Below are 20,851 nucleotides of genomic sequence, written 5' to 3'. Positions count from 1 at the left end.
TTTTTAAAGGGAGGTTGGGAGGGATAAAATTAAACATTTACATTCTTGCAAAATATGGTTAAAAAATAAACTCTTATTGCTTTATAATGGGGGAAAATGTCTATTCCAAAAATCAAAAAATTAATTATCAAAAATTTTGGCTGTATTGGTAATGATCCTATCTCGGTTGATATAGATAAAATTGTTATTTTAGTCGGAGCAAATAATACTGGCAAAAGTACTATTCTTAGAGCATATGAAGCCGTCACTGATAATTTAAAACTAGATTTAAGTGACTTTCATAACAATCAAGTTAATAGTAACTATTTGCCAACCATAGAATTACATTCGATTATCACTAACGAGAATAAACCAGGGGATGAGTGGTGTTTAGCAATTGAAAATACAGATCATTTTCTAGTACGAGAAAAATGGACATGGGATAGTCCGAATAAAGACCCTTCAAGAGTTGGATTTAATGTTAATCTCAATCGCTATGCAGAAGATAGCGACAAGGAAAAACAACCTTGGGGAATGCAAAATAAGGCCAAATCGAAGAGACCTAAACCACATAGGGTAAGCACCTTTGATAGTCCTGAAGTTCAAGCTCTAGCTATAAAATCACTCTTAAAAAGTATTTTAGATGATCAAATTAAAGAATTTAAACTTGAAGAATCTGAAAAAACATCATACCAACTAATTTTGGATTCATTGATAGACTTACGTGACAAAATCAAACAAGATCAAGAATCTGAAATTGAACAATTAGAGAATTCTGCAAATGAAATTATTAGCAGAATTTTTCCAAACCATAATCTGAAAATTGTTGCTCCCCCATCTGAAAAAGAAATAAAAATAGATTTATTAGGTGATGAATTTGAAGTGAAAATGGGACATGTTAACGGAGAAATTTTTCCATTAGAAAAACAAGGCAGCGGGAGCAGAAGAACAGCTTTATGGACTATCCTAAAATTATTAGCAGACAAAGGTTATAAAGCTAAAATTACTTCTAGTAAATCAGTCAGTCAACACGAACAATTAGGCAGTAATTCTGCTCACATATTACTTTTAGATGAACCTGAGGTTAGTTTACACCCAACAGCTATTACAACTGCACGTGACGTTTTATACTCACTACCTAAAAGTGAAAATTGGCAAATAATGATAGCTACACATTCCCCTAACTTTATAGATTTATCAAAAGACCATACAACAGTAATACGTGTTGAAAAGAATATTACAGATGGAATTGAAACTACTACATTATTTTCACCTGAACAGACCCAATTAGATCATGATGACAAAGAAAATCTAAAACTAATCAATCTATTTGACTCTCATATTTCACATGCCTTTTTTGGAGGGAAAATTTTAGTCGTTGAGGGTGATACGGAATATGCAGCTTTTAACTACATTCGTGAATTCGAAAGTAGAAATGGGAATCAAAATTATGATGATTTAAATATTATTAGAGCTAGAGGAAAAGTAACTGTTGCCTCAATGATGAAAGTTTTAAATCACTTTCAAAATAAATATTACGTTTTACATGATTCAGATACTCCTACATGTCAAAGTCGAAAACTGAATAAACAACTATCAACCCCTAAAAATAAAATATATGACATTGTTGAAATAACAAACCCTGCTTGGACTAATAACAATAAAATCAAGAACCAAATGGGGGGAAATTGCAAAGTAGTAGCTTCGCTTATTAATTTTGAACATGCTTATTTCTCAGAAGATATAAGCACAAACAAACCTGAACACTGTATATCAAAGATCAAGTCTATTCCTGAAAAATACAATCTAATCAAGCAACTTTTGGATGCTCTACTTGATCAAAATGAAGCTGCTCTTCCTGAAGGTGCAGTACAATGGAGTAATATTTCTGAGCTAGAAGCTCTAATTCCTAAAGTAATATTACAAGACGAAGCTGGACCTGCATAATCCCTCCTAACCTCCCTTTAAAAAAGGGAGGAGCTATCCGACTCCACAACCGCTATAAAATTCGCGTGAAGTCCCCCTTTGCAAAAGGGGTATTTAGGGGGATTCTTTAAAAATCTCTTTCAAACAATACCTATAAACCACTTCCACCACATCATCAATCTGCCCCATCACTTGCCCATTATCAAATCTCAACACCTTTAATCCGAGTTGAGCCAAAGCTTCATCTCGAACTCGATCTGCCTCTAAACCATCTTCCGTAAAATGCTGACTACCATCGCACTCAATCACCAAATTAACAGCAGGACAGTAAAAATCCACTATGAAATTCAAAATCGGCTTTTGCCGATAAAACTGCAAACCTAAAATTTGCTTATTACGAAGCCGTGACCAAAGTAACTTTTCAGCATCGGTCATGTTATTACGTAAATCACGCGAAGCTTGTTTTAAATTTTTATTATAAGGTTTCATTATTATTCACAAATTTTAAAAATCAGAAATTAAGCTCTCTTAAGTTAAACAAAATATTAAAATAAATTAATTAGTAACCAATTGATCTTGCTTATTTTTCACTTGAGTCCACTGGTGCCATCCCCAAGCCGCTAAACCTACAAAAGATGCATATAAAGTCGCAGTTAAATACAAATCTTTATAAATAAACATGCCTGTATAAACAATATCAACAAACACCCAAAGCACCCAAGTTGCAATATGCTTTCGGCTTGTCCAATAGGTTCCAAGTAAACTAAATGCCGCAAGTTGAGAATCTAATAAAGGTAAGGCTGCATCGGTAAAATAATGCAAACTTAAACCAAAAATGAATCCACCTATTACGGTAATAAACACATGAAACACTATTTTCTGCTTAGAAATTGGTTCAATTTTAATAACATGGTCTTCCTTTTTTGTTCTCGACCAATTATAAAAACCGTATACACCTAAAAATACGAAAACAATTTGTAAAATAGTTTCGCCATACAATTTATATTCAAAGAATAAATAACCATACAAAATATAAGCAATGAGGTTCACGCCCCAACACCAAATATTACGGCGAATAGTAAGTACTACGCCTATCACACTCACAATAACAGCAAATATTTCTAAAGGAGACATAAATTAATCGATTCCATTCTGTTGCCACATTATGAAATCATTTATGCGAATCTCAAGTCTTCTCATGTAATTTTATAAAGAAAACAGAAATTAAATTTGATGTGATAAAAGCAAAGAACAAACAGCATATTCACATAATATTTATTCAGTAATACGGTAGCTATATTGATGCTCTAAACCATCTCTATCTACATGAGTAATAAAAACACCATAACGCCCCACGTAATATTCTAAGGACTGATGATAAAATCCCCAATAAATTGACCATTCTTCTAAATCTAAATTGCGTAAACTTGTTTGCGTTTGAATGGGCATTTTATTTAGCACATATTCTTGTATATTTACCGCTTGTTCTTTTTTCATTTCATGCGTTTCAGATGCTAAAAAAATTGCAGCAACATCATCAAAAAGTTGCTGTTCATATTCGTCTACCACTTCTACAATTTCTTCAGATGTATGTGTAGATGCTTTGGTCATAGACACTTTGACACTATTTAATTTTGCAAAATACTTTGATTTAAAAGCGTCATTGATTTTAATTTTACGGACAACTTGGCAAAATGCAAAAATAGCAATAATAAAAACAATAAATATTAAAAACTTAACCATAAGCGCACCCACGATAAATTCACGGTTTACACCCTTTTTAATGTACATGATTTATTAAAGAAAATAAAAAAACATGCTTAATTAATTAGACGCAATTCAATTTATTTTTATTTAATCAGTCATTTTCATCATTATTTATTCCCCTTTTATACTTCTAACAATACGAAGGAATAAATGAAAAAGAGAGTTCGAGCTTTATATTAAATAAGGCAACTTTTATTGCCTTATTCAACAAATAAAGATTAATCGCGAGTTTTTACATCGAACAATTCAATTTCAAAAATTAAATTTGAGTTTGCAGGAATTACTTTACCCATTTTACGTTCGCCATAAGCCAAATGTGATGGAACAATAAGTTTACGTTTACCGCCAACTTTCATTCCCATAATGCCCTGATCCCAACCTTTAATTACACGACCTGTGCCAATCACAGTTTCAAAGTAGTTACCACGGTCAATTGAAGAATCGAACTTTGTACCATCTTCCAACCAACCTGTGTAATGCGTTGTAATTAAAGCGCCTTTAACCGCTTCTTTGCCTTCACCCACTTTTAAATCAATGATTTCTAATTCTGCTGACACAGTTATTCACCTTAAAACAAATATTTCAACTTATAGTATAAACGGGATTGAACCTAAAATATGAAGTTTTACATCTTCTCTACGCTGCAATATTTGCTTAGTTTTTTCGTAAGTTTTTCATCTTTATGATTATTTTTTGTATAAAAAAGAAGATGCTAACTTAAGCTAACATCTTCTTTGAAATTCTTTATAAATAAAGCAATTTATTGCAATTGAGTCCACTCAATAACAGCTTGAGCATTGTCACCAATTAACGTCCACTCACCATCCATTACGTTTAATTGCAACTGCATAGTACGTGCACATAATGCTTGAATAGCTTCTGTTGTCGCTGTTGAAAGCTGCCAAACTTCCACATTTTTCAATGTTTTCAATTTGCTATTACGTTTGTACCATTCATCTACAGATGAACCGTATGTAACCACTGCAACTTGCTTACAACGTGCGCTGGCTTTTTTGACTTTATCCTCATCTGGACTGCCTACTTCAATCCATTTTGTAAGCTGACCTGTTAAGTCTTTTTCCCACAATGCAGGCTCATCTGTTTCAAATAAATCTTTGGTAAATTCTAAAGCTTCATCTGCATAGCGCGCATACGCCAAAATACGAACCATTAAACGCTCAATGGTTTCAGATGGATGCAATGCCATTGTCAATTGATAATCACCATATTGATGAACATCCATATTGGCAATATTCAAATCTGCTTTATAAATCGTTGCTTTCAGCGCCATGAAACTTTCCTCAAATTTGCGCCTAGCATATAAGATTTCAACTTTTTTTGCAGAGAAGATTTATTCGCTTAAATCAATTCGACATTGAAAAAGCTGTTCTTCAAAATTTAACCATTCACGTTCATTTTGATAAATAATTTCTATCCGATTATCAATGCCTTCTTGCGCAGTTTGATAATTAAATTGATTTGGATTGAAATTAAATGATTTCCAACCTTCATTTGTATTAAACACCGCTTTTATACGCAACCAATCTTTTTGTTCACATAGTAAATCAAGCACGTCATAAAAATTAAATGTCCAACTTTTAGGAAGTTTCCAGCCTGCAACGCTATAACCTTGTGCGCTTTCTACATAGTGATATGGCAATTGTTTAATCACAGGCTGTTCATTTGCAGTTAAGTTTTTTTGTATTTTTAATAAAGGCTGAATTAAACGTTTTGTGCCTATATATATTTGATCTATATCAAGAATAGATATTTTGCCTTGAGAAGTTAAAATCCATTTTTGTTGATAAGCTTCATATTCTTTTTTCAATGTTTCTAAAGCGAAAATATCACCATCTGTCATTTTATCTTGATGTGAAATTACCACAACTTGAGCTGCTTTTAATTGATCTTGATATAAATTTTGCTGTGACCAATCTGAATCATGTAAACGTGAACCATCAATAACTGTAACCAAACTACGCATACTTAAATGTTGTAACCAATGCGGTTCTGTTAACTGTTCCAACAATTGTGCTGGATGCCCCAAGCCTGTAGGCTCAATAAAAAGACGATCAATTTTATTTTCTGAAATTAACCGAGATAACGCAATTTGCATCGGCAATTGACTACTACAACACAAACATCCACCTAATAATTCTTGAATTGCAAAACCATTCGACTGTGGCATAAGCTGTTGATCAATTCCAATTTGACCAAACTCATTCATTAATACAGCCCAAATTTCATGTTCAGGTTTTTGGCTTAAAAGATGCTGTAATACGGTTGTTTTCCCCGCCCCAAGGAAACCCGAAATAATATGAATTGGAATAGCTTTTATTGGCGCAATCAATTTCAAAAGAAACTTACCGTTAAATAATACATCTACTCATGCTACCAAGAAAAAGTCAGAGTTCAATCATCAAATCCATTTTCTCAAACAATACAAATCATCATTTAGACATCAATATCTTCAAAATTTTCTATACTCTTTATTCATAATGAACCATTTGTACTATTTAGTTTAAAATTTAGATTAATATTTAATCGATAAAATATATTTACATACAAATTCTGCTTTATTTTTAGCCTATTTCTCACAGAAGAAAAACAAATTAAAGGCTTATGTATTTGCTCAGTTAATAGAGCTGTTTCTCTTTGTTACTTTTATTGCTCAAAATAACATCAGCAATTAGCATAAACGCACTCAATATCTATGTGATGGTAGATGTTGATTTAAATATTTATATTAATTAAGGTTGCCAAAAATGAAACTTTCACAAATTTTACTTGCTACAACTATTGCTGCTGCCGCTGCGACTTCTTTTGCTGCTTCAACTGAACAAACTCCTACTCAAAATGCTGAAGCTGTAGTTGCTCAAGAACAAGGTACAGATGCTTCTGCACCTGTTGCGGCTTCTGAAGTAGCAACTTCTGAAACAGTTGCTCAATAATTATTTGAGTTTCTAAATATTGTTAAGTAATTTTCCATTTTTTAAGTTACTTAAATGTATTCAAATAGCTGAATAGCCTGACTATTCAGCTATTTTTTATATCAATATATATTTATCATAGAAAAAAATGATCATTTGATTATATTACCCAATCCAAAATTCAATGTATTAATATAATTATCAATAACTTATAAATATTAATATTTCTTGCCCCATAAACCATACCCAAGTTTTACACTATCGACTAGCTTGTTCATTCCATACAAATACTTGTTAATAGCATCCAATCATTGGATTCGTGATGGAATGTAAATTCACTATGGCACATAAAACAAATTACAGCACAGAAGTTGCTATTTTGGGTGCAGGCCCTGTTGGTCTAACTATTGCCAATTATTTGAGTAAACAAGGCGTTCAAGTTACTGTTATTGAACAACTTGACCAACTCATTGACTACCCACGTGCAATTGGTATTGATGATGAATCTTTAAGAACCATTCAATCTTTAGGTTTGGTTGACCAAGTACTTCCTCATACAACACCAAATCATGCCATGCGTTTCCTCACGCCTAAAGGTCATTGCTTTGCAGATATTCAGCCTTTAACACGTGAATTTGGTTTCTCACGTCGTAATGCATTTATTCAACCTCAAGTGGATAACGTATTACTTAATGGCTTAAAACAATACGAAAAAACTGAAGTTTTATTTTCACGCAACTTAACTGAGTTTACTCAAGATGCTGAAGGCGTGACTTTAAACATCCAAACTAAAGATCAGCAAACTGAAACAATCCGTGCGAAATACTTAATTGCATGTGATGGCGGTAACTCGATTGTACGTCGTACTTTAGATATTGGTTTTGACGGTAAGACTGCACCAAACCAATGGATTGTAATTGACATCGAAAACGATCCTCTTGCAACACCACACATTTACTTATGTTGCGACCCTGTTCGTCCATACGTATCGGCAGCTTTACCACACGGCATTCGTCGTTTCGAATTCATGGTAATGCCAGGTGAAACTCAGGAAGAATTAAGCAAACCTGAAAACATCGCAAAATTACTTTCTAAAGTATTGCCTGATGCAGAAAATATTGAAGTTATTCGTCAACGTGTTTACACACACAATGCACGTATTGCAGATAAATTCCGTGTAGATCGTATTTTACTTGCGGGTGATGCTGCACACATTATGCCTGTATGGCAAGGTCAAGGTTACAACAGTGGTATGCGTGATGCCTTTAACCTTGCTTGGAAAGTTGCGCTTGTTATTCAAGGTAAAGCGAAGCCTGAATTATTGGACAGCTACCAAATTGAACGTAAAGATCATGCAAAGGCGATGATTGACCTTTCTGTAATGGCAGGTCATGTACTTGCGCCACCTAAAAAATGGCATGGTGTTGTACGTGATGGTATTGCCTACGCATTGAACTACATTAAACCAATTAAGCAATACTTATTGGAAATGCGCTTTAAACCAATGCCTCAATACAACGATGGTGCTTTACTCCCACAAGCGAAGAAAAACTCTCCTGTAGGTAAAATGTTTATTCAGCCTGAAGTTAAATTAGAGTCTGGTCAAACAGTATTACTCGATGAAGTGATTGGTAATGACTTTGCTATTGTGGCTTGGGGTGTAGATCCGAAATGGGGTCTTTCTGAAGCGACAATGAAAAAGTGGCAAGAACTTGGCGTGAAATTTATTCAAGTAATTCCTGCTGTTCAATTTGGCAATGAAAAGCGTCAACAGTTTGAAAATGTAATCACAATTGGTGACATGGGTACAGATATTCGTACTTGGTTTGGCAAAACTGAAGAATCTGTAGCTATTTTACGTCCTGACCGTTTCGTAGCTGCGCTTGCTATTCCACAAACGCTTGAACGTACAAGCCAAGCTTTATTCTCTAAAATGCATGTAAGCTAAGTTAGGCTTCAGCATCAAAAAACCACGCAAATGCGTGGTTTTTTATTGAATGGAATTAGAGAACTATATAAAAATGCTTAAGTATTTTCTAATTTGTATAATTGCTATTATGTTAATTTACTGAAAGAACCAAAATGTTAAGAAACTTACTTTTAAATTATATAATGGGAAAATATCGTAAAAAATTGTTTATATTCTCAATTCTTATCTGTACGTTAAGCACAATACGATATTTCTATGTTATCGATACACAATTATATTTCCCTGAAATAATACTATTTCTATTAGCTCCAGTACCATTTTTGTTAGCACTTCATAATACACCTGTCATTGGAATGCCTTCAGTAGATGAAAACTCAAGCAATTTAGATATATATTTAAGATTTTATGGTTTAGTTGGAATGTTTGCTTTGTTATTAGGCTATGTTTTTTTAACATTTCATCCAGAATTAATGAACTCTTGATAATATAACGTCCACTTATAAATTAAGAGTTCCTAAAATCAACATAACAATCGATCTTCTTACTTTAAATCAATATTTTACAAAATCCCAAAAACCCAATCACAATCAATTGGGCTTTTTTAAAACACTGCTAAATCTTAATTAAACCCTAAATGAAACTGATCTTTCAGCACTTTTAAAATCAAATCAATTGCAGCATTTTTTTGCCCTTTGGGATAATTCGCATAAAGCTCAATCATTGGCAAAGGTTCAATGGTATTTTTAACTACAATTTTATCGCCCAAAAGCGGAATAACATAAGCAGGAACTAAACTCCAACCCACGCCCATACCAACTAAATTCACGTTCAATAAAATATTAGTAGAATGCTGAACCACATTTACATTCAATTTAGACTTCTTAAAAAAGTCCTGAATAATTTTATATAATTGAGGCGAAGACCCTTCATCACTAATCACAAAATTCTGCTGATTAAAACTCTTAATACTTACACTTTTTTGCGCTGCAAATGGTGAGTCTTTAGGAACAATTAAAGCCAAAGGCTCTCTAAATATTTCTACAAACTCAATATCATCAGACTCATCAACATAGCGTGTAAAGGCAATATCCAAATCACCTTTTTTAAGTGCTTTAAACTGATCTGCATCGGTCTGACTATGGAATTGAATATTCAAGTCAGGAAACTGCGCTCGAATATTTGGCATAATGTAAGGAAACACCTTCATTTCAGCCACAGGTACAAAACCAATATTAAGTTCCAAATCTTTCTTTTTAGCAACTTTACGCGCATCTTGAATAGCTTGTTCTGCATGCTCAAGTGAAAGTAAAGCCTGTTTTAAAAACGCTTGCCCTTCTGCTGTCAGCTCGACTTTTCTATTTGTACGCACCAATAACTGCACACCAACTTCATGCTCTAAATCTTTAATTTGCTGACTTAATGAAGGCTGTACAGTACACATACGCTTTGCAGCTTTAGTAAAGTTAAGCTCTTCTGCAATGGCAACAAAATAACGTAGGTGCCTTAACTCCATGAATATCTCCTATGCACTTTTCTTTTGACTTAGTGCAGGTGCAACAGTAGCTTTATAAACTAATAGCGTTAAAACAATAATTACGCTGCATAGTAAGAATGTATTTTGAAAACCCATCCAAGAAATAAAAATACCCATAATGATTGAACCTACAGCAAGTCCAATATCGAATAACGTAAAGAATGTGGAAATTGCATGCCCCATTCTATTTTTAGGTACAGTTTGAATGGCTACTGTTTGCAAGCAAGGAAATAGCGTTCCATAACCAATACCAATGAATACCGCAGATAACCAAAGCGTCCATTGATTATTCACAAAGCTCACAAGCACCATACCAATGGCAAAGAAAATAAAGGATGGATACATCACAGCACTTGGACCTTTACGATCAAACATCTTGCCAACAAAAGGTCGAACCACAATCATAGAAACAGCAAATACAATGAAGAAAATACTTGCGTATTCAAAGAGATTTTTACTTTCGCTATAGGCTGTAATAAAGCTTAAAATACTTGAATAAGTTAAAGCGGTAAGTAACGCCACCAAACCAACAGGAATCACTTTCGTTTCAATAATGTCATGCAATGTAAGCTTGGTATTTTTCTCTTCTATTTGTTTAACTTCTGACTGTTGCTCTGGAATTTTTAACATTAAACAAAAAATAAAACCTACAGCCATTAATACAGAAAGCAATGCAAATAAAGTATTAAAGCTGGCAAATTGAATGACAGTTAAAGCAATTAATGGTCCAATCACAACGCCCAAATTCGTAGACATTACAAAATATCCCATCCCCTCACCTTTACGATGTTCAGGAATAAAATCATTTGCAACAGGAACTGTAACCGTTGTTAAAATACTGAACCAAAAGCCATGTAGAAAACGCACAAGCAACAAAGTCCACATGCTATCAATCCAAAGATAACTCAATGCAAATAAAACAAAGAAAAGCTCTGAACCTCTAAATGTCAGTTTTTTCCCCAATTTTTGACTGATTAATCCTGAAAATGGTCGAATAGCAATAGATGAAACTAAAAACAGCGTGAGTGCTAAACCTGCTTGTTCAATGGTTCCACCCAAATCTTTCATAATATAAATGGGTAAAACAGCAAGTAATGCAAAGTAATAAGTAAAGAGAAATAAATTATTGAAAAGACAAAGAATAAATGACTTATTCCATAAACGTTGCTGAGTAATTTCGTTCATTTTAAAAGGTCCTTTACTCGGCAGAATTTTTAATCAAAATTGGGTTTAAAATAAAATCCACTAATTTTGAGATATAAACTTCATCTGGAATTTTATTAAAAAAGATAATTTGATAATGCAAAGGCGCATACAAACTATCGAGCATAATATCAAAAGGATAATCTGCAATAATCTCTTTGCGCTCTATAGAGTTTTGAAGAAGTTTTTTAACAAGCTCACGGCGTGGTAACAAATATTGTTGGAAAAATTTCCCTGCCGATTCACGATGTTCTGCCATAACAACCAATAAAGCACGCCCAACGCCTTGGCTTAATGCATGACTCAATTTCAGTAACTGTTGCTGTAAATTGAATTTTAAAGATTGATTAAAATCCAAATCAAATACCGACTCTGTTTTATAAGCAAAAGCTGAAAATACGACATCTGATTTATGCTTCCACCAGCGGTAAATTGTTGATTTACCTACGCCCGCTCTGATAGCAATATCTTCAATGGTGAGTTTTGTATATTCCATTTCTTCTAGCGCTTCTATGACAGCATTTAAAATTTCATGCTGTTTCCGCGAACATTTCTCTTCCATACACCACCCAAACAAAACGATACGTATCGTTTCATTTTACAATTCAAATACTCTTACTTTCTATACAACTTAAGATGTACATGTTTATTTTTTACATAAAAAAAGACTCCTTCAAGGAGTCTTTTCATTACATAAAACTTACTTTGATTTCTTATAAATACTGCAAGAAGGATGATGGCTTTCTTGTAAACGAGCAACTTTACGATGCTCCGCAGATTCAAAACGGCAACGTTTCCAATCATTATCTAAATTTAATGCTGGAATATGTTTTGGTTTACCATTTTCATCAACAGCAACCATTGTGAAATAGCAGCTATTTGTATGGCGCACAGTACGCTTTTGAATATTTTGTGCTTCTACACGAATACCAATTTCCATAGAAGTACGACCAACATGATTCACACTTGCAAGGAAAGTTACCATTTCACCTACATGAATGGGTTCTTTAAACGTTACTTTATCTACAGAAAGCGTAACAACATAACTACCTGAATAACGACTTGCACAAGCATAAGCTACTTGGTCAAGTAATTTTAGAATTGTTCCACCATGAACATTACCTGAAAAGTTTGCCATGTCTGGTGTCATTAAGACTGACATTGTAAGTTCAGACTGGTCATCTAATATTGGGGCAATTTGATCTAATGGGGACATTACGTTCTCTAGACTCATTCAAAGACAAAAAGATATGTGAATTATATTATATCGCTTTTTTCTATTATTTTTACCCTTAACGGTCTAAAAATATCATCATTATTTTTTATATTTATTAACCATTTCTTTTTAAAATATAGTGCAATGATAATATAAAAATCACAAACCTTTGTTTTTTATATCCTTATTAACCAACCATACTTAAAAGCTTTAATATTCAACTATTTATGTATTACAAAAATAAACAATCTAAAAATAATAATAATATAGGTAAATCCATCTACCTAGCTTATTTAAAAGTAAAAATTCACTTCGATTCTTGTGCAACTAATCTCAACATTTCTTGTGCAATATTTCCGTATTTAATAATATTTGTGCCGTCTAACTTTGCTTCTATTTCAAATGAGCCATCTACATTTTTGTTAATCACCTCAAATACAATATTTTCTACTGTTGCCATCATTACGTTTGAACCTATGTGTATGTCATTCATATACAACCCCTGTGTTAATGTTTGAAATTTTAGAAAACTAAATATTCCTTTATAGCTAAATTATAATAAAATAAGACCAAACGATAAACCTAAATTCTTGAATTAACTAATAGATTTATATTTACAAAAAATACACTAATATAAAAATAATCTTAATAATTTAAAATAAAATTGGTTTTTCAGTATGTTATTTAATCTGATATTTTTTTATTTTATTTATTAATATAAAAATCACTCTTTCACAATTAAGCGATTAGAACGCTTTAAAAGCGGATAATTATCAATTATTTTTCTTAATTCCGGCAAAATTTTTTGTGTTGCATTCTGCCCTGCCAGCATTGTAATTTCACGTCCACTTACATCAAAAATATGCACTTTCTCTCGTAAATCTGGCTGAATCACAATATCTGCACCTTTCAATTCTTCCTGTGCTAAATGCTTTTGCATAATATTAATATTCTGATTAAACAGCCCCCAAATATTCGAAGTTTCTGTATGGACAGGTTGTGCCAGAATATCCACCGCAATCACAATATCTGCGCCTAGTTTTTTCGCCACATCTACAGGTACTGGACTAACTAAACCACCATCTACGTATTCGTCATCACCAATTTTTGTTGGTATAAACATACTTGGAATAGCAACAGAAGCACGTACTGCTTGCCCAGTATTACCATAATTAAATACAACCTTTTTGCCTTCTTTTAGTTCTGTCGCAATCACATACATGGGGATTTTTAAGGACTGTAAAGGTGTGTTATTGACTTCTTTATTGATGAAATCTTCGACTTTTTTACCTTCAAAAAAACCTTTTTTATCGAGAGTAACATCTCGTACATCATTGGCTTTTAAATTTAAGGCAATTTCTCGTAACTCACTTGAATTTTTACCACTTGCATAAAGCGAACCAACAATACTTCCCGCACTTGTTCCCACAATAAAATCTGGATGAATATTATTTTTTTCTAAAATTTCAATTGCACCAATATGTGCATAACCACGTGCTCCACCACTTCCTAAGACTAAAGCGATAATTGGTTTTTTCGCATCTTTTTTTAAATTTTTGAAATTTATTTGGTTTGATACTTCACGAGCATCATCTAAAGTATGAGGCGCAATTGCTGCTGTCTTATTCTTATTTTGCTGAACTTGGGGAATGCTTTGACAGCCTGTTAGAAATATTATTACACACCCAAATATAAGATTTACTTTCAACATTATTCCATTAAACGTATAAATTGACCGCGCATAATATACAAATAATTTATGGATAAATTGAAGATATCTAGCTTAACTTTCGTTAACTTTTATAAAATTCAATTTCATAATGTTTCAAATATAAAAAAGCCTCTTATCAAAGAGGCTTTTAAAAATGACAAATTACCAAATATCTGAGTTTACTTTGTCTTTAAATTTAGGATGATCATCCATTTTAAAAACTGGCTCTGCAATTCCATTTTTCAACTGCGCTTTATAATCTTTAAGTAACATCATAAAGAATGGTGTGAGCAAGACAATTGCAAATAAGTTGATGACTGCCATGCTTCCCATGAATAAATCGGCCATATTCCAAATTAACGGAACACTTGTAATTGCGCCAAAATAAACCATAACCAATACAAACACACGGAAGATAAACATCACTTGTTTATTGTTATTAATAAACTGAATATTCCCTTCTGCATAAGCATAGTTACCAATAATAGATGAGAATGCGAACATGAATAAAATAATTGCTAAGAAATCTCCACCCCAAACACCAATCTGACTTTCTAGAGCCATTTGAGTTAAAGTCGCGCCTTCAAAGCCCGCATCGTGATATAAACCTGAAACTAAAATAATAATAGCAGTACAAGTACATACAACAAATGTATCTACAAATACACCAAGCATTTGTACAAGACCTTGGTTTACAGGATGCTTTACATCTGATGCTGCCGCAGCATTAGGCGCAGAACCCATACCAGCTTCATTTGAGAATAAACCTCGTTTAATCCCTTGCATCATTGCCATAGAAACCATAGCACCAAAGAAACCACCAGCCGCTGCATCAAATTCAAATGCTTTGCTAAATATTAAATGGAAAATGTCTGGCAAAATACTGTAGTTTGCGAAAGCAATATAAAGTGCCACAGCTAAGTACAAAATAGCCATGAATGGCACAAAACTTTCAGCGACTTTAGCAATTCGTTTAATACCACCAAAAATAACCATTGCTGTAAGTAGAACAAGTGCTATGCCAACCCATGATACTTCTAAGTTTAAACCACCTAAATTAATAATAGGGTTTGCCTTATCCCAACCCCACGCATGTGAAGTCGCACCTACAATTGCATTGGCTTGCACAGCATTAAACACAAAACCATATGTAAAAATAAGTGATATTGCAAAAACGACGCCAAGCCACTTTTGCTTTAAACCTTGTGTAATATAATAAGCAGGTCCACCACGGAACTGTTTATTTTCTTTATCTCTAATTTTAAATAGCTGAGCAAGTGATGATTCAACAAATGCAGAGCTCATCCCTAACAATGCCGTGAACCACATCCAAAATACAGCACCAGGTCCACCAATCGCAATTGCAATGGCTACACCCGCTACATTACCTACACCAACTCGACTTGCTAAGCCTGTAACGAAAGCCTGAAAAGGTGTAATACCATGATCATCATCGCCTTCTTTACGGCTGCGTTTCATCACTTTTAAGCTGTGAAAAAGCATGCGAATTTGCACACCACCTGTAATGAGTGTGTAAAAACCACCAACAGCCAAAAGAAATATAACTAAAAAATCCCAAAGGGGCGTATTAAGCGTATTGATTAAGGCTAATAAGCGTTCGTTTAAATGCTCATCCATATGCAATCCTACAAGCTTGAAATTAGAAAATTTGTTATTAAGGTTTAAAACATATTTTAGAAAAATGAATTCACACCCTAAAATGTGAACGCATTATGCATTTTTATAAATATTTTTTTAATTATATTTTACAATTTACTAATAAATAAAAGAAAAAACAAACAAAAAAACAGGAGCATTAAGCTCCTGTTTTACATTTAAACTTGAATGTTTAAATTAGAAGTTGTATTTAGCCATTACACCAACACGGTCATCATTGAATTTTTTACCATCGAATGTCTTACGATCGCCATTCACATACTCAATACCAAAATCAATTGGTTTAACTGGTGAGTAAATGAAATTCACCCATGCTTGAGATAATTTTTCATTTGCAGCAGCATTTGTTTTTGCAAACTTAGTTCCATCATCAGCAATAATTGTACCGTAAGCTAATGTTGTACGTAGTTTTGGAGTAATACTGTAAGTTGCACCAATATTTGCTGCAATTGCTTCATTTTGCTCAATATTACCATCTACAACTGAATACGCATTATTACTACCAATTAAGTAGTTACTGTTACCTTTCACATATGAAACATCTGCAACTAACTGTAATGGCTCAATTGGTTTGAAGCTTACACCACCAGCTACACCATAACCAACCTCATCATCTTTTGCAGTATCATCTTTATAATGTTCTACAAATGCACGCGCTGAAACATTACCACCAGTAAAGCCTTGAACAACTTTAGCTGTTAGAACAGGAGCTACATATTTACCTGTAGCAATTGCGCTCTTACCTTGTTCAGCAGAGAACGTTAATTTTGTTTGTGGAGCAAGGTTTAAACCATAACGAACTTGTGGTAAACGAGCCGTACCTGTACCTACGTTCGTAGAAAAGTCGATCATCTCTGGTGAAGCACCACCTAGGAAGTTAGACGTTGTTTGACCCACCAACCAGTTGTTGTACGTTAAATATGCATGGCGTACTCGAATACCAGTACCTGTTGAATCTTCAGTTTTACCAGCAAAATCAACTTCAATTTTACCACCAACATCAGCACCCTCTACATTAGACTTAAAATCCAAGCCTAAACGTGTAGTTTTAACTGTAGAACGAAGTTTATCATTTACTTGATTTTCAGTAGAAGCAACGCCACTAAAGTCCCCATCAGCACCATTAATGATATAGTTTGCATCTGCACGTACGAAACCGTAAAGATTAACATCTGCACCAGCTTTAGATTTCAAGCCAGCTAAACCAGATTGTGGTGCAGCTTTAACTTGCGCAATTTGAGAAGCTTGCTGCAATTGCACTTGTTGTTGTTGTTGAATTAATGTTTTTAATGTTTCAACTTCTTGACGAAGCTGTTGAATTTGCTTTTGCTCTGCTGTTGCAGCATTTGCAACCGTGCTTAACATTAAAACAGATACAGTTGCTGCCAAGCTTTTAGCTACAAACTTAGTAGTTAGCAATTGACTCATGAAGTTCTCCAAAATTTAAAATTTGCGTCCGTGACTTTTTCTTTTAAGGTTATCTATAATTCCTAATAACCGTAAAACTCAAAAGCTCTATAGATGAAACATCCGCATACAGAAGCTTAAAGTGTAATTATTACAACTCGTGTAATTTAGTTATTAATTCAATCCATGAAAAATACATTTATTGAATTATGGATTTAATGTAACAAGTTCTTACCAATATTAAAATCATTTTTACTGAACAAATTTTAGATATTAATCTAAAAAACTTATACTAATTTATATCTATCTGTTTTATATATACTTAATTAAATATTTTTCACGTTATTTAATTTTTATTCATATACTTATGTATTATATTTAGTCTAAAAATAGAAAGCTATTTAACTGATATATAATAAATATTATTCCTTACGTTTAAAACATTAGGAAAACTCACTTGACTCATTTAATAAGTAATATACACAACAGACTTCCCCAAAAAATTAAACCAAATAATTTCAACAACTTAAATTTTCTGTGCTTTTTTGATGTTTATCTACACTTTTACAATCATCTTTAAAGACATAATTAGCATAGCCATAGTATGATTTACCGCAATTATTAGGTTATTTCATACCTTGTCTTCTAGCTGAAATATCCATAACCAAACAAATAAGGGATATGTTTTGAAATCTTGGCTTACACGTCTAAAACAAACGACTTACAACACGACGTTTATGTACAACATTCGAATGATTATTGCATTCTCAGGAACTGCTTTTTTACCCTATTTCATGGGCAACCAGTTAGCAACAATCCCTTTAACATTAGGCGTTGTTGCAGCAGGAATTAGTGATATTGATGATCGCTTTTCAGCACGACTTCAAAACCAACTTTATACCTATTTAGGTTTTTTCATAACTGCAACCTCTATTCAGCTGCTTTTTCCACATCCAGTTTTGTTTGCTTGTGGACTTATTATTTCTTGTATTTGTTTAATTTTATTAGGTTCTTTAGGTAGAAGATACGCCACAATTGCATATGGCTGTTTGGTTGTTTCTGTCTATTCAATGCTGGGGGTTCATCTTTTTGAGGATTGGTATATTCAGCCTGCTTTATTGGTAATAGGCGCAGCATGGTATGGATTAATTTCTACTATTAGCTTCCTACTTTTTCCTGTACGTGAAGTTCAAGATAAAATTTCTATTTCATATTCATCTTTAGGTGATTTTCTTTTTGCAAAATCCAACCTTTTTGATGTAGATATGACACCTGAAAGCTATCAACAAAGTATGATTGATTTATCATTAGAAAATGGGAAATTAGTTGGAATTTTCAACCAAGTTAAGACTGTTTTACTCACACGTTTAAAAGGTGACCGTGGGCAAAAGGATACTCGTCGCAGCTTACAATATTATTTTGTTGCTCAAGATATTCACGAACGTGCAGACTCAGCACATATTAATTACCAAAAATTAGCTAAAATTTTCGAACATAGCGATGTACTTTTCCGCTTCCAACGCATTTTGGCTTTACAGGGAAAAGCGTGTAAAGATTTAAGCCAAAGCATTATGAAACGTGAAGTTTATAATCATAGTCTTCGCTTTAAACATGCATTTCAAAATTTAAAACATTCACTTGAAAAATTAAAAGAAGATGATGCCTTCGACCAAATTTGGGTAAATGCACTTTATTCACTGTATCAAAATTTAAAATCCATTGATGCTCAACTTAAAAACCTTGAAACAGAACGTAATATTTCTCTAGATAAATCAAAGCATATTGAAAACCAACTTAAAGACGATGACTTAAAAGGTTGGGATGACATTGTCGTGCGCATTCGACAAAACCTAACACCCGAATCTGTATTGTTCCGTCATGCTATTCGATTATCTTTAGTGCTTTTAGTTGCTTATATTTTCGTACAAGTAACAGATATTCAATATGGATATTGGGTGCTATTAACCGCATTATTTGTTATTCAGCCTAACTTTAACGCCACAAAACGACGTTTAAGATTGCGAATAGTCGGTACGCTGATTGGTATTATTATTGGCTATGCCATCTTGTATTTTATTCCTTCTATCGAGGGGCAATTACTTCTACTTATTATTAGCGGTGTATTGTTCTTTGAATTGCGCAGTAAGCAATACGCACAAGCGACTGCTTTTATTACCATTCTTGCTTTAATTAACTTTAATTTAGATGGCTTAGGTTTTGCAGCAGCCTTCCCTCGTATGATCGACACACTCATTGGCTGTGCTTTGGCTTGGCTTGGGGTGACTTTTATTTTCCCAGACTGGAAATTTAGACGCTTACCACGCAATATTTCACGCTCACTTAATGCACAAAGTAATTATTTAGCAGAAATTATTGAACAATATAAAACAGGCAGAAATAACGGATTAACGTATCGCGTTGTTCGACGTGCTGCGCATAATTCAGATGCAGACGTCGCATCATTAATATCTACCTTAGCGACCGAACCAGATTTTGACCAAGATCAGAAAGCACGTGCCTTTGAATTTTTATGTTTAAATCACACTTTCTTAAGTTATATCGCGGCTTTAGGTGCACATAGAGAAAAAATTGAAGATCAAGAGATTTTAGCATTGCTAGATCAAGCGCTGAATGATATTAATGGTGCATTACTTCGAGATGAAGTACCTGATTTAAGTGCTCAGAACATGCTACAAAAAATTCGTCAACGCTTAACGCTAAATACAGATGAAGACCAAAAATCTCTCATTATTTTACAGCAATTATCTTTGATGATGAGTATATTGAATCAACTTAGTCGCTTAAAGCAAAGCTTGAGTCATGATAGAGATGAACATTCAACAGAATTAGCATCTTTATAAATAGGATGAATTTGCAACAATATACTCCTGATATGTCTCAATTAATGCTACACTTTTTACAGTTCTGAATTTGTTAATTTTACTATGACCGCGAAAAATTTATACGCTTATACATTACAACCTGTGAGCTACGAAATCTCTGAAGCTGAGCAACGTCACGCTCAACTGACAATTTGGCGTAGTACCAATAAAATTGGCATGAAAGCTTGGGCTATCATGGGTGTTGTTACTTTACTTTCTATTTTGGGTATCGTTCTACTGAAAAACTATTCAACAATTTTCTGTTGGGTTGCACTTGTCAGTGTTGTGACTTACTACTTAGTTCGTCGCTTTGGTCTAGAATGGTATGTTAAACGCAAAATGAACGAATTCCCTGTTCAAGATATTGCCGGTATCCGCTTAGGTGTTCAACCTCACGGTATTGTGATGCGTCAAAAAATGGGGCTTCAAGAAGGTGTTGGTAGTGTTGGTTGGAAAGACATCTATGAATGGTACAACACACCAGAATTTCTGCTCGTTAACTTCAAAGTTAAAGATCAGCAAGGTGCATACATTTTACCAAAACGTTTAGATTCTAAAAACTTCTCTTTTAATACCATTCGTAAGCATTTAAAAGAAACGGTTGGTGAAGCTAAAAGCATTTAATTTTTAGTTATCTTTATAAAACCTCCTTTCGTGGAGGTTTTATTTTAGGTTAATTACTATTGAGA

19 protein-coding genes are annotated in these 20,851 nt (G+C 33.5%); 5 read left to right on the top strand and 14 right to left on the bottom strand.

Features of this window, described 5'->3' with window-relative positions:
• Positions 1 to 96 precede the first annotated feature (96 nt).
• Positions 97 to 1,926, top strand: a complete 1,830-nt coding sequence (locus MZO21_RS03875; protein ID WP_248101792.1) for an ATP-dependent nuclease — start codon at positions 97 to 99, stop codon at positions 1,924 to 1,926.
• A gap of 93 nt (positions 1,927 to 2,019) precedes the next feature.
• Here MZO21_RS03875 and MZO21_RS03870 read toward each other — a convergent pair whose 3' ends face one another.
• From MZO21_RS03870 to MZO21_RS03845, 6 genes are all read right to left on the bottom strand, one after another.
• Complete coding sequence (locus MZO21_RS03870) at positions 2,020 to 2,394, bottom strand: endonuclease domain-containing protein (RefSeq protein ID WP_154773814.1); 375 nt, start codon at positions 2,392 to 2,394, stop codon at positions 2,020 to 2,022.
• Positions 2,395 to 2,460: 66 nt separating this feature from the next.
• Positions 2,461 to 3,039, bottom strand: coding sequence for a nicotinamide riboside transporter PnuC (pnuC, locus tag MZO21_RS03865; protein WP_154773815.1), 579 nt, complete (start codon positions 3,037 to 3,039; stop codon positions 2,461 to 2,463).
• Between the two features lie 141 nt (positions 3,040 to 3,180).
• The gene (locus MZO21_RS03860; RefSeq protein ID WP_248101795.1) at positions 3,181 to 3,696 is read right to left on the bottom strand and encodes a hypothetical protein; all 516 of its coding nucleotides are present in this window, start codon (positions 3,694 to 3,696) and stop codon (positions 3,181 to 3,183) included.
• 194 nt (positions 3,697 to 3,890) lie between these two features.
• A complete protein-coding gene (locus tag MZO21_RS03855; protein ID WP_171501382.1) occupies positions 3,891 to 4,229 on the bottom strand; it encodes an FKBP-type peptidyl-prolyl cis-trans isomerase in 339 nt (112 codons plus the stop codon).
• Between the two features lie 203 nt (positions 4,230 to 4,432).
• Entirely contained in the window at positions 4,433 to 4,963 is a 531-nt protein-coding gene (locus tag MZO21_RS03850; protein ID WP_154772825.1) for a YaeQ family protein, read from the bottom strand.
• Between the two features lie 60 nt (positions 4,964 to 5,023).
• Positions 5,024 to 6,028 (bottom strand): CobW family GTP-binding protein, encoded by a 1,005-nt coding sequence (locus MZO21_RS03845; protein WP_154772826.1) that lies wholly within the window; start codon positions 6,026 to 6,028, stop codon positions 5,024 to 5,026.
• A gap of 409 nt (positions 6,029 to 6,437) precedes the next feature.
• Here MZO21_RS03845 and MZO21_RS03840 point away from each other — a divergent pair, with 409 nt between their 5' ends.
• The gene (locus MZO21_RS03840) at positions 6,438 to 6,623 is read left to right on the top strand and encodes a hypothetical protein (protein ID WP_154772827.1); all 186 of its coding nucleotides are present in this window, start codon (positions 6,438 to 6,440) and stop codon (positions 6,621 to 6,623) included.
• 319 nt (positions 6,624 to 6,942) lie between these two features.
• Complete coding sequence (locus MZO21_RS03835) at positions 6,943 to 8,550, top strand: bifunctional 3-(3-hydroxy-phenyl)propionate/3-hydroxycinnamic acid hydroxylase (RefSeq protein WP_154772861.1); 1,608 nt, start codon at positions 6,943 to 6,945, stop codon at positions 8,548 to 8,550.
• Positions 8,551 to 9,151: 601 nt separating this feature from the next.
• On the opposite strand, the gene MZO21_RS03830 is transcribed toward MZO21_RS03835, so the two are convergent.
• From MZO21_RS03830 to MZO21_RS03795, 8 genes are all read right to left on the bottom strand, one after another.
• Positions 9,152 to 10,045 carry a LysR substrate-binding domain-containing protein gene (locus MZO21_RS03830; RefSeq protein WP_154772828.1) on the bottom strand — a complete coding sequence of 298 codons (894 nt, stop codon included), beginning with the start codon at positions 10,043 to 10,045 and terminating at the stop codon, positions 9,152 to 9,154.
• Between the two features lie 9 nt (positions 10,046 to 10,054).
• Positions 10,055 to 11,275, bottom strand: a complete 1,221-nt coding sequence (locus tag MZO21_RS03825) for an MFS transporter (RefSeq protein WP_407061231.1) — start codon at positions 11,273 to 11,275, stop codon at positions 10,055 to 10,057.
• Entirely contained in the window at positions 11,265 to 11,831 is a 567-nt protein-coding gene (locus MZO21_RS03820; protein ID WP_154772830.1) for a TetR/AcrR family transcriptional regulator, read from the bottom strand. Before MZO21_RS03820 ends, MZO21_RS03825 begins: the two co-directional genes overlap by 11 nt.
• A 138-nt stretch (positions 11,832 to 11,969) precedes the next feature.
• Entirely contained in the window at positions 11,970 to 12,485 is a 516-nt protein-coding gene (locus tag MZO21_RS03815) for an acyl-CoA thioesterase (RefSeq protein ID WP_154772831.1), read from the bottom strand.
• A gap of 307 nt (positions 12,486 to 12,792) precedes the next feature.
• Positions 12,793 to 12,978 (bottom strand): hypothetical protein, encoded by a 186-nt coding sequence (locus MZO21_RS03810; RefSeq protein WP_154772832.1) that lies wholly within the window; start codon positions 12,976 to 12,978, stop codon positions 12,793 to 12,795.
• Positions 12,979 to 13,209: 231 nt separating this feature from the next.
• A complete protein-coding gene (locus MZO21_RS03805; protein ID WP_154772833.1) occupies positions 13,210 to 14,196 on the bottom strand; it encodes a patatin-like phospholipase family protein in 987 nt (328 codons plus the stop codon).
• 162 nt (positions 14,197 to 14,358) lie between these two features.
• Positions 14,359 to 15,834: an alanine/glycine:cation symporter family protein gene (locus MZO21_RS03800; protein ID WP_154772834.1), complete on the bottom strand. Its 1,476-nt coding sequence runs from the start codon at positions 15,832 to 15,834 to the stop codon at positions 14,359 to 14,361.
• Positions 15,835 to 16,050: 216 nt separating this feature from the next.
• Positions 16,051 to 17,301, bottom strand: a complete 1,251-nt coding sequence (locus MZO21_RS03795; protein WP_154772835.1) for a DcaP family trimeric outer membrane transporter — start codon at positions 17,299 to 17,301, stop codon at positions 16,051 to 16,053.
• A gap of 665 nt (positions 17,302 to 17,966) precedes the next feature.
• On the opposite strand from MZO21_RS03795, the gene yccS reads away from it, so the two are divergent.
• Together yccS and MZO21_RS03785 are read left to right on the top strand one after the other, a co-directional pair.
• The gene (gene yccS / locus MZO21_RS03790; RefSeq protein ID WP_154772836.1) at positions 17,967 to 20,141 is read left to right on the top strand and encodes a YccS family putative transporter; all 2,175 of its coding nucleotides are present in this window, start codon (positions 17,967 to 17,969) and stop codon (positions 20,139 to 20,141) included.
• A gap of 84 nt (positions 20,142 to 20,225) precedes the next feature.
• Complete coding sequence (locus tag MZO21_RS03785; protein ID WP_154772837.1) at positions 20,226 to 20,786, top strand: YcxB family protein; 561 nt, start codon at positions 20,226 to 20,228, stop codon at positions 20,784 to 20,786.
• The last annotated feature ends 65 nt before the right edge of the window (positions 20,787 to 20,851 follow it).

This window comes from Acinetobacter portensis, from assembly GCF_023158935.1.
Lineage (GTDB): Bacteria > Pseudomonadota > Gammaproteobacteria > Pseudomonadales > Moraxellaceae > Acinetobacter > Acinetobacter faecalis.
This window is presented reverse-complemented; position numbering and strand designations above follow the sequence as displayed.

Excerpts from the sequence above, each read along its gene's own strand:
- MZO21_RS03875 (WP_248101792.1), top strand. The coding sequence starts at position 97 with ATGTCTATTCCAAAAATCAAAAAATTAATTATCAAAAATTTTGGCTGT.
- MZO21_RS03805 (WP_154772833.1), bottom strand. The coding sequence starts at position 14,196 with ATGTTGAAAGTAAATCTTATATTTGGGTGTGTAATAATATTTCTAACA.
- MZO21_RS03795 (WP_154772835.1), bottom strand. The coding sequence starts at position 17,301 with ATGAGTCAATTGCTAACTACTAAGTTTGTAGCTAAAAGCTTGGCAGCA.
- pnuC (WP_154773815.1), bottom strand. The coding sequence starts at position 3,039 with ATGTCTCCTTTAGAAATATTTGCTGTTATTGTGAGTGTGATAGGCGTA.
- MZO21_RS03820 (WP_154772830.1), bottom strand. The coding sequence starts at position 11,831 with ATGGAAGAGAAATGTTCGCGGAAACAGCATGAAATTTTAAATGCTGTC.
- MZO21_RS03835 (WP_154772861.1), top strand. The coding sequence starts at position 6,943 with ATGGCACATAAAACAAATTACAGCACAGAAGTTGCTATTTTGGGTGCA.
- MZO21_RS03850 (WP_154772825.1), bottom strand. The coding sequence starts at position 4,963 with ATGGCGCTGAAAGCAACGATTTATAAAGCAGATTTGAATATTGCCAAT.
- MZO21_RS03870 (WP_154773814.1), bottom strand. The coding sequence starts at position 2,394 with ATGAAACCTTATAATAAAAATTTAAAACAAGCTTCGCGTGATTTACGT.
- MZO21_RS03840 (WP_154772827.1), top strand. The coding sequence starts at position 6,438 with ATGAAACTTTCACAAATTTTACTTGCTACAACTATTGCTGCTGCCGCT.
- MZO21_RS03830 (WP_154772828.1), bottom strand. The coding sequence starts at position 10,045 with ATGGAGTTAAGGCACCTACGTTATTTTGTTGCCATTGCAGAAGAGCTT.
- MZO21_RS03815 (WP_154772831.1), bottom strand. The coding sequence starts at position 12,485 with ATGTCCCCATTAGATCAAATTGCCCCAATATTAGATGACCAGTCTGAA.
- MZO21_RS03785 (WP_154772837.1), top strand. The coding sequence starts at position 20,226 with ATGACCGCGAAAAATTTATACGCTTATACATTACAACCTGTGAGCTAC.
- MZO21_RS03800 (WP_154772834.1), bottom strand. The coding sequence starts at position 15,834 with ATGGATGAGCATTTAAACGAACGCTTATTAGCCTTAATCAATACGCTT.
- MZO21_RS03810 (WP_154772832.1), bottom strand. The coding sequence starts at position 12,978 with ATGAATGACATACACATAGGTTCAAACGTAATGATGGCAACAGTAGAA.
- MZO21_RS03860 (WP_248101795.1), bottom strand. The coding sequence starts at position 3,696 with ATGTACATTAAAAAGGGTGTAAACCGTGAATTTATCGTGGGTGCGCTT.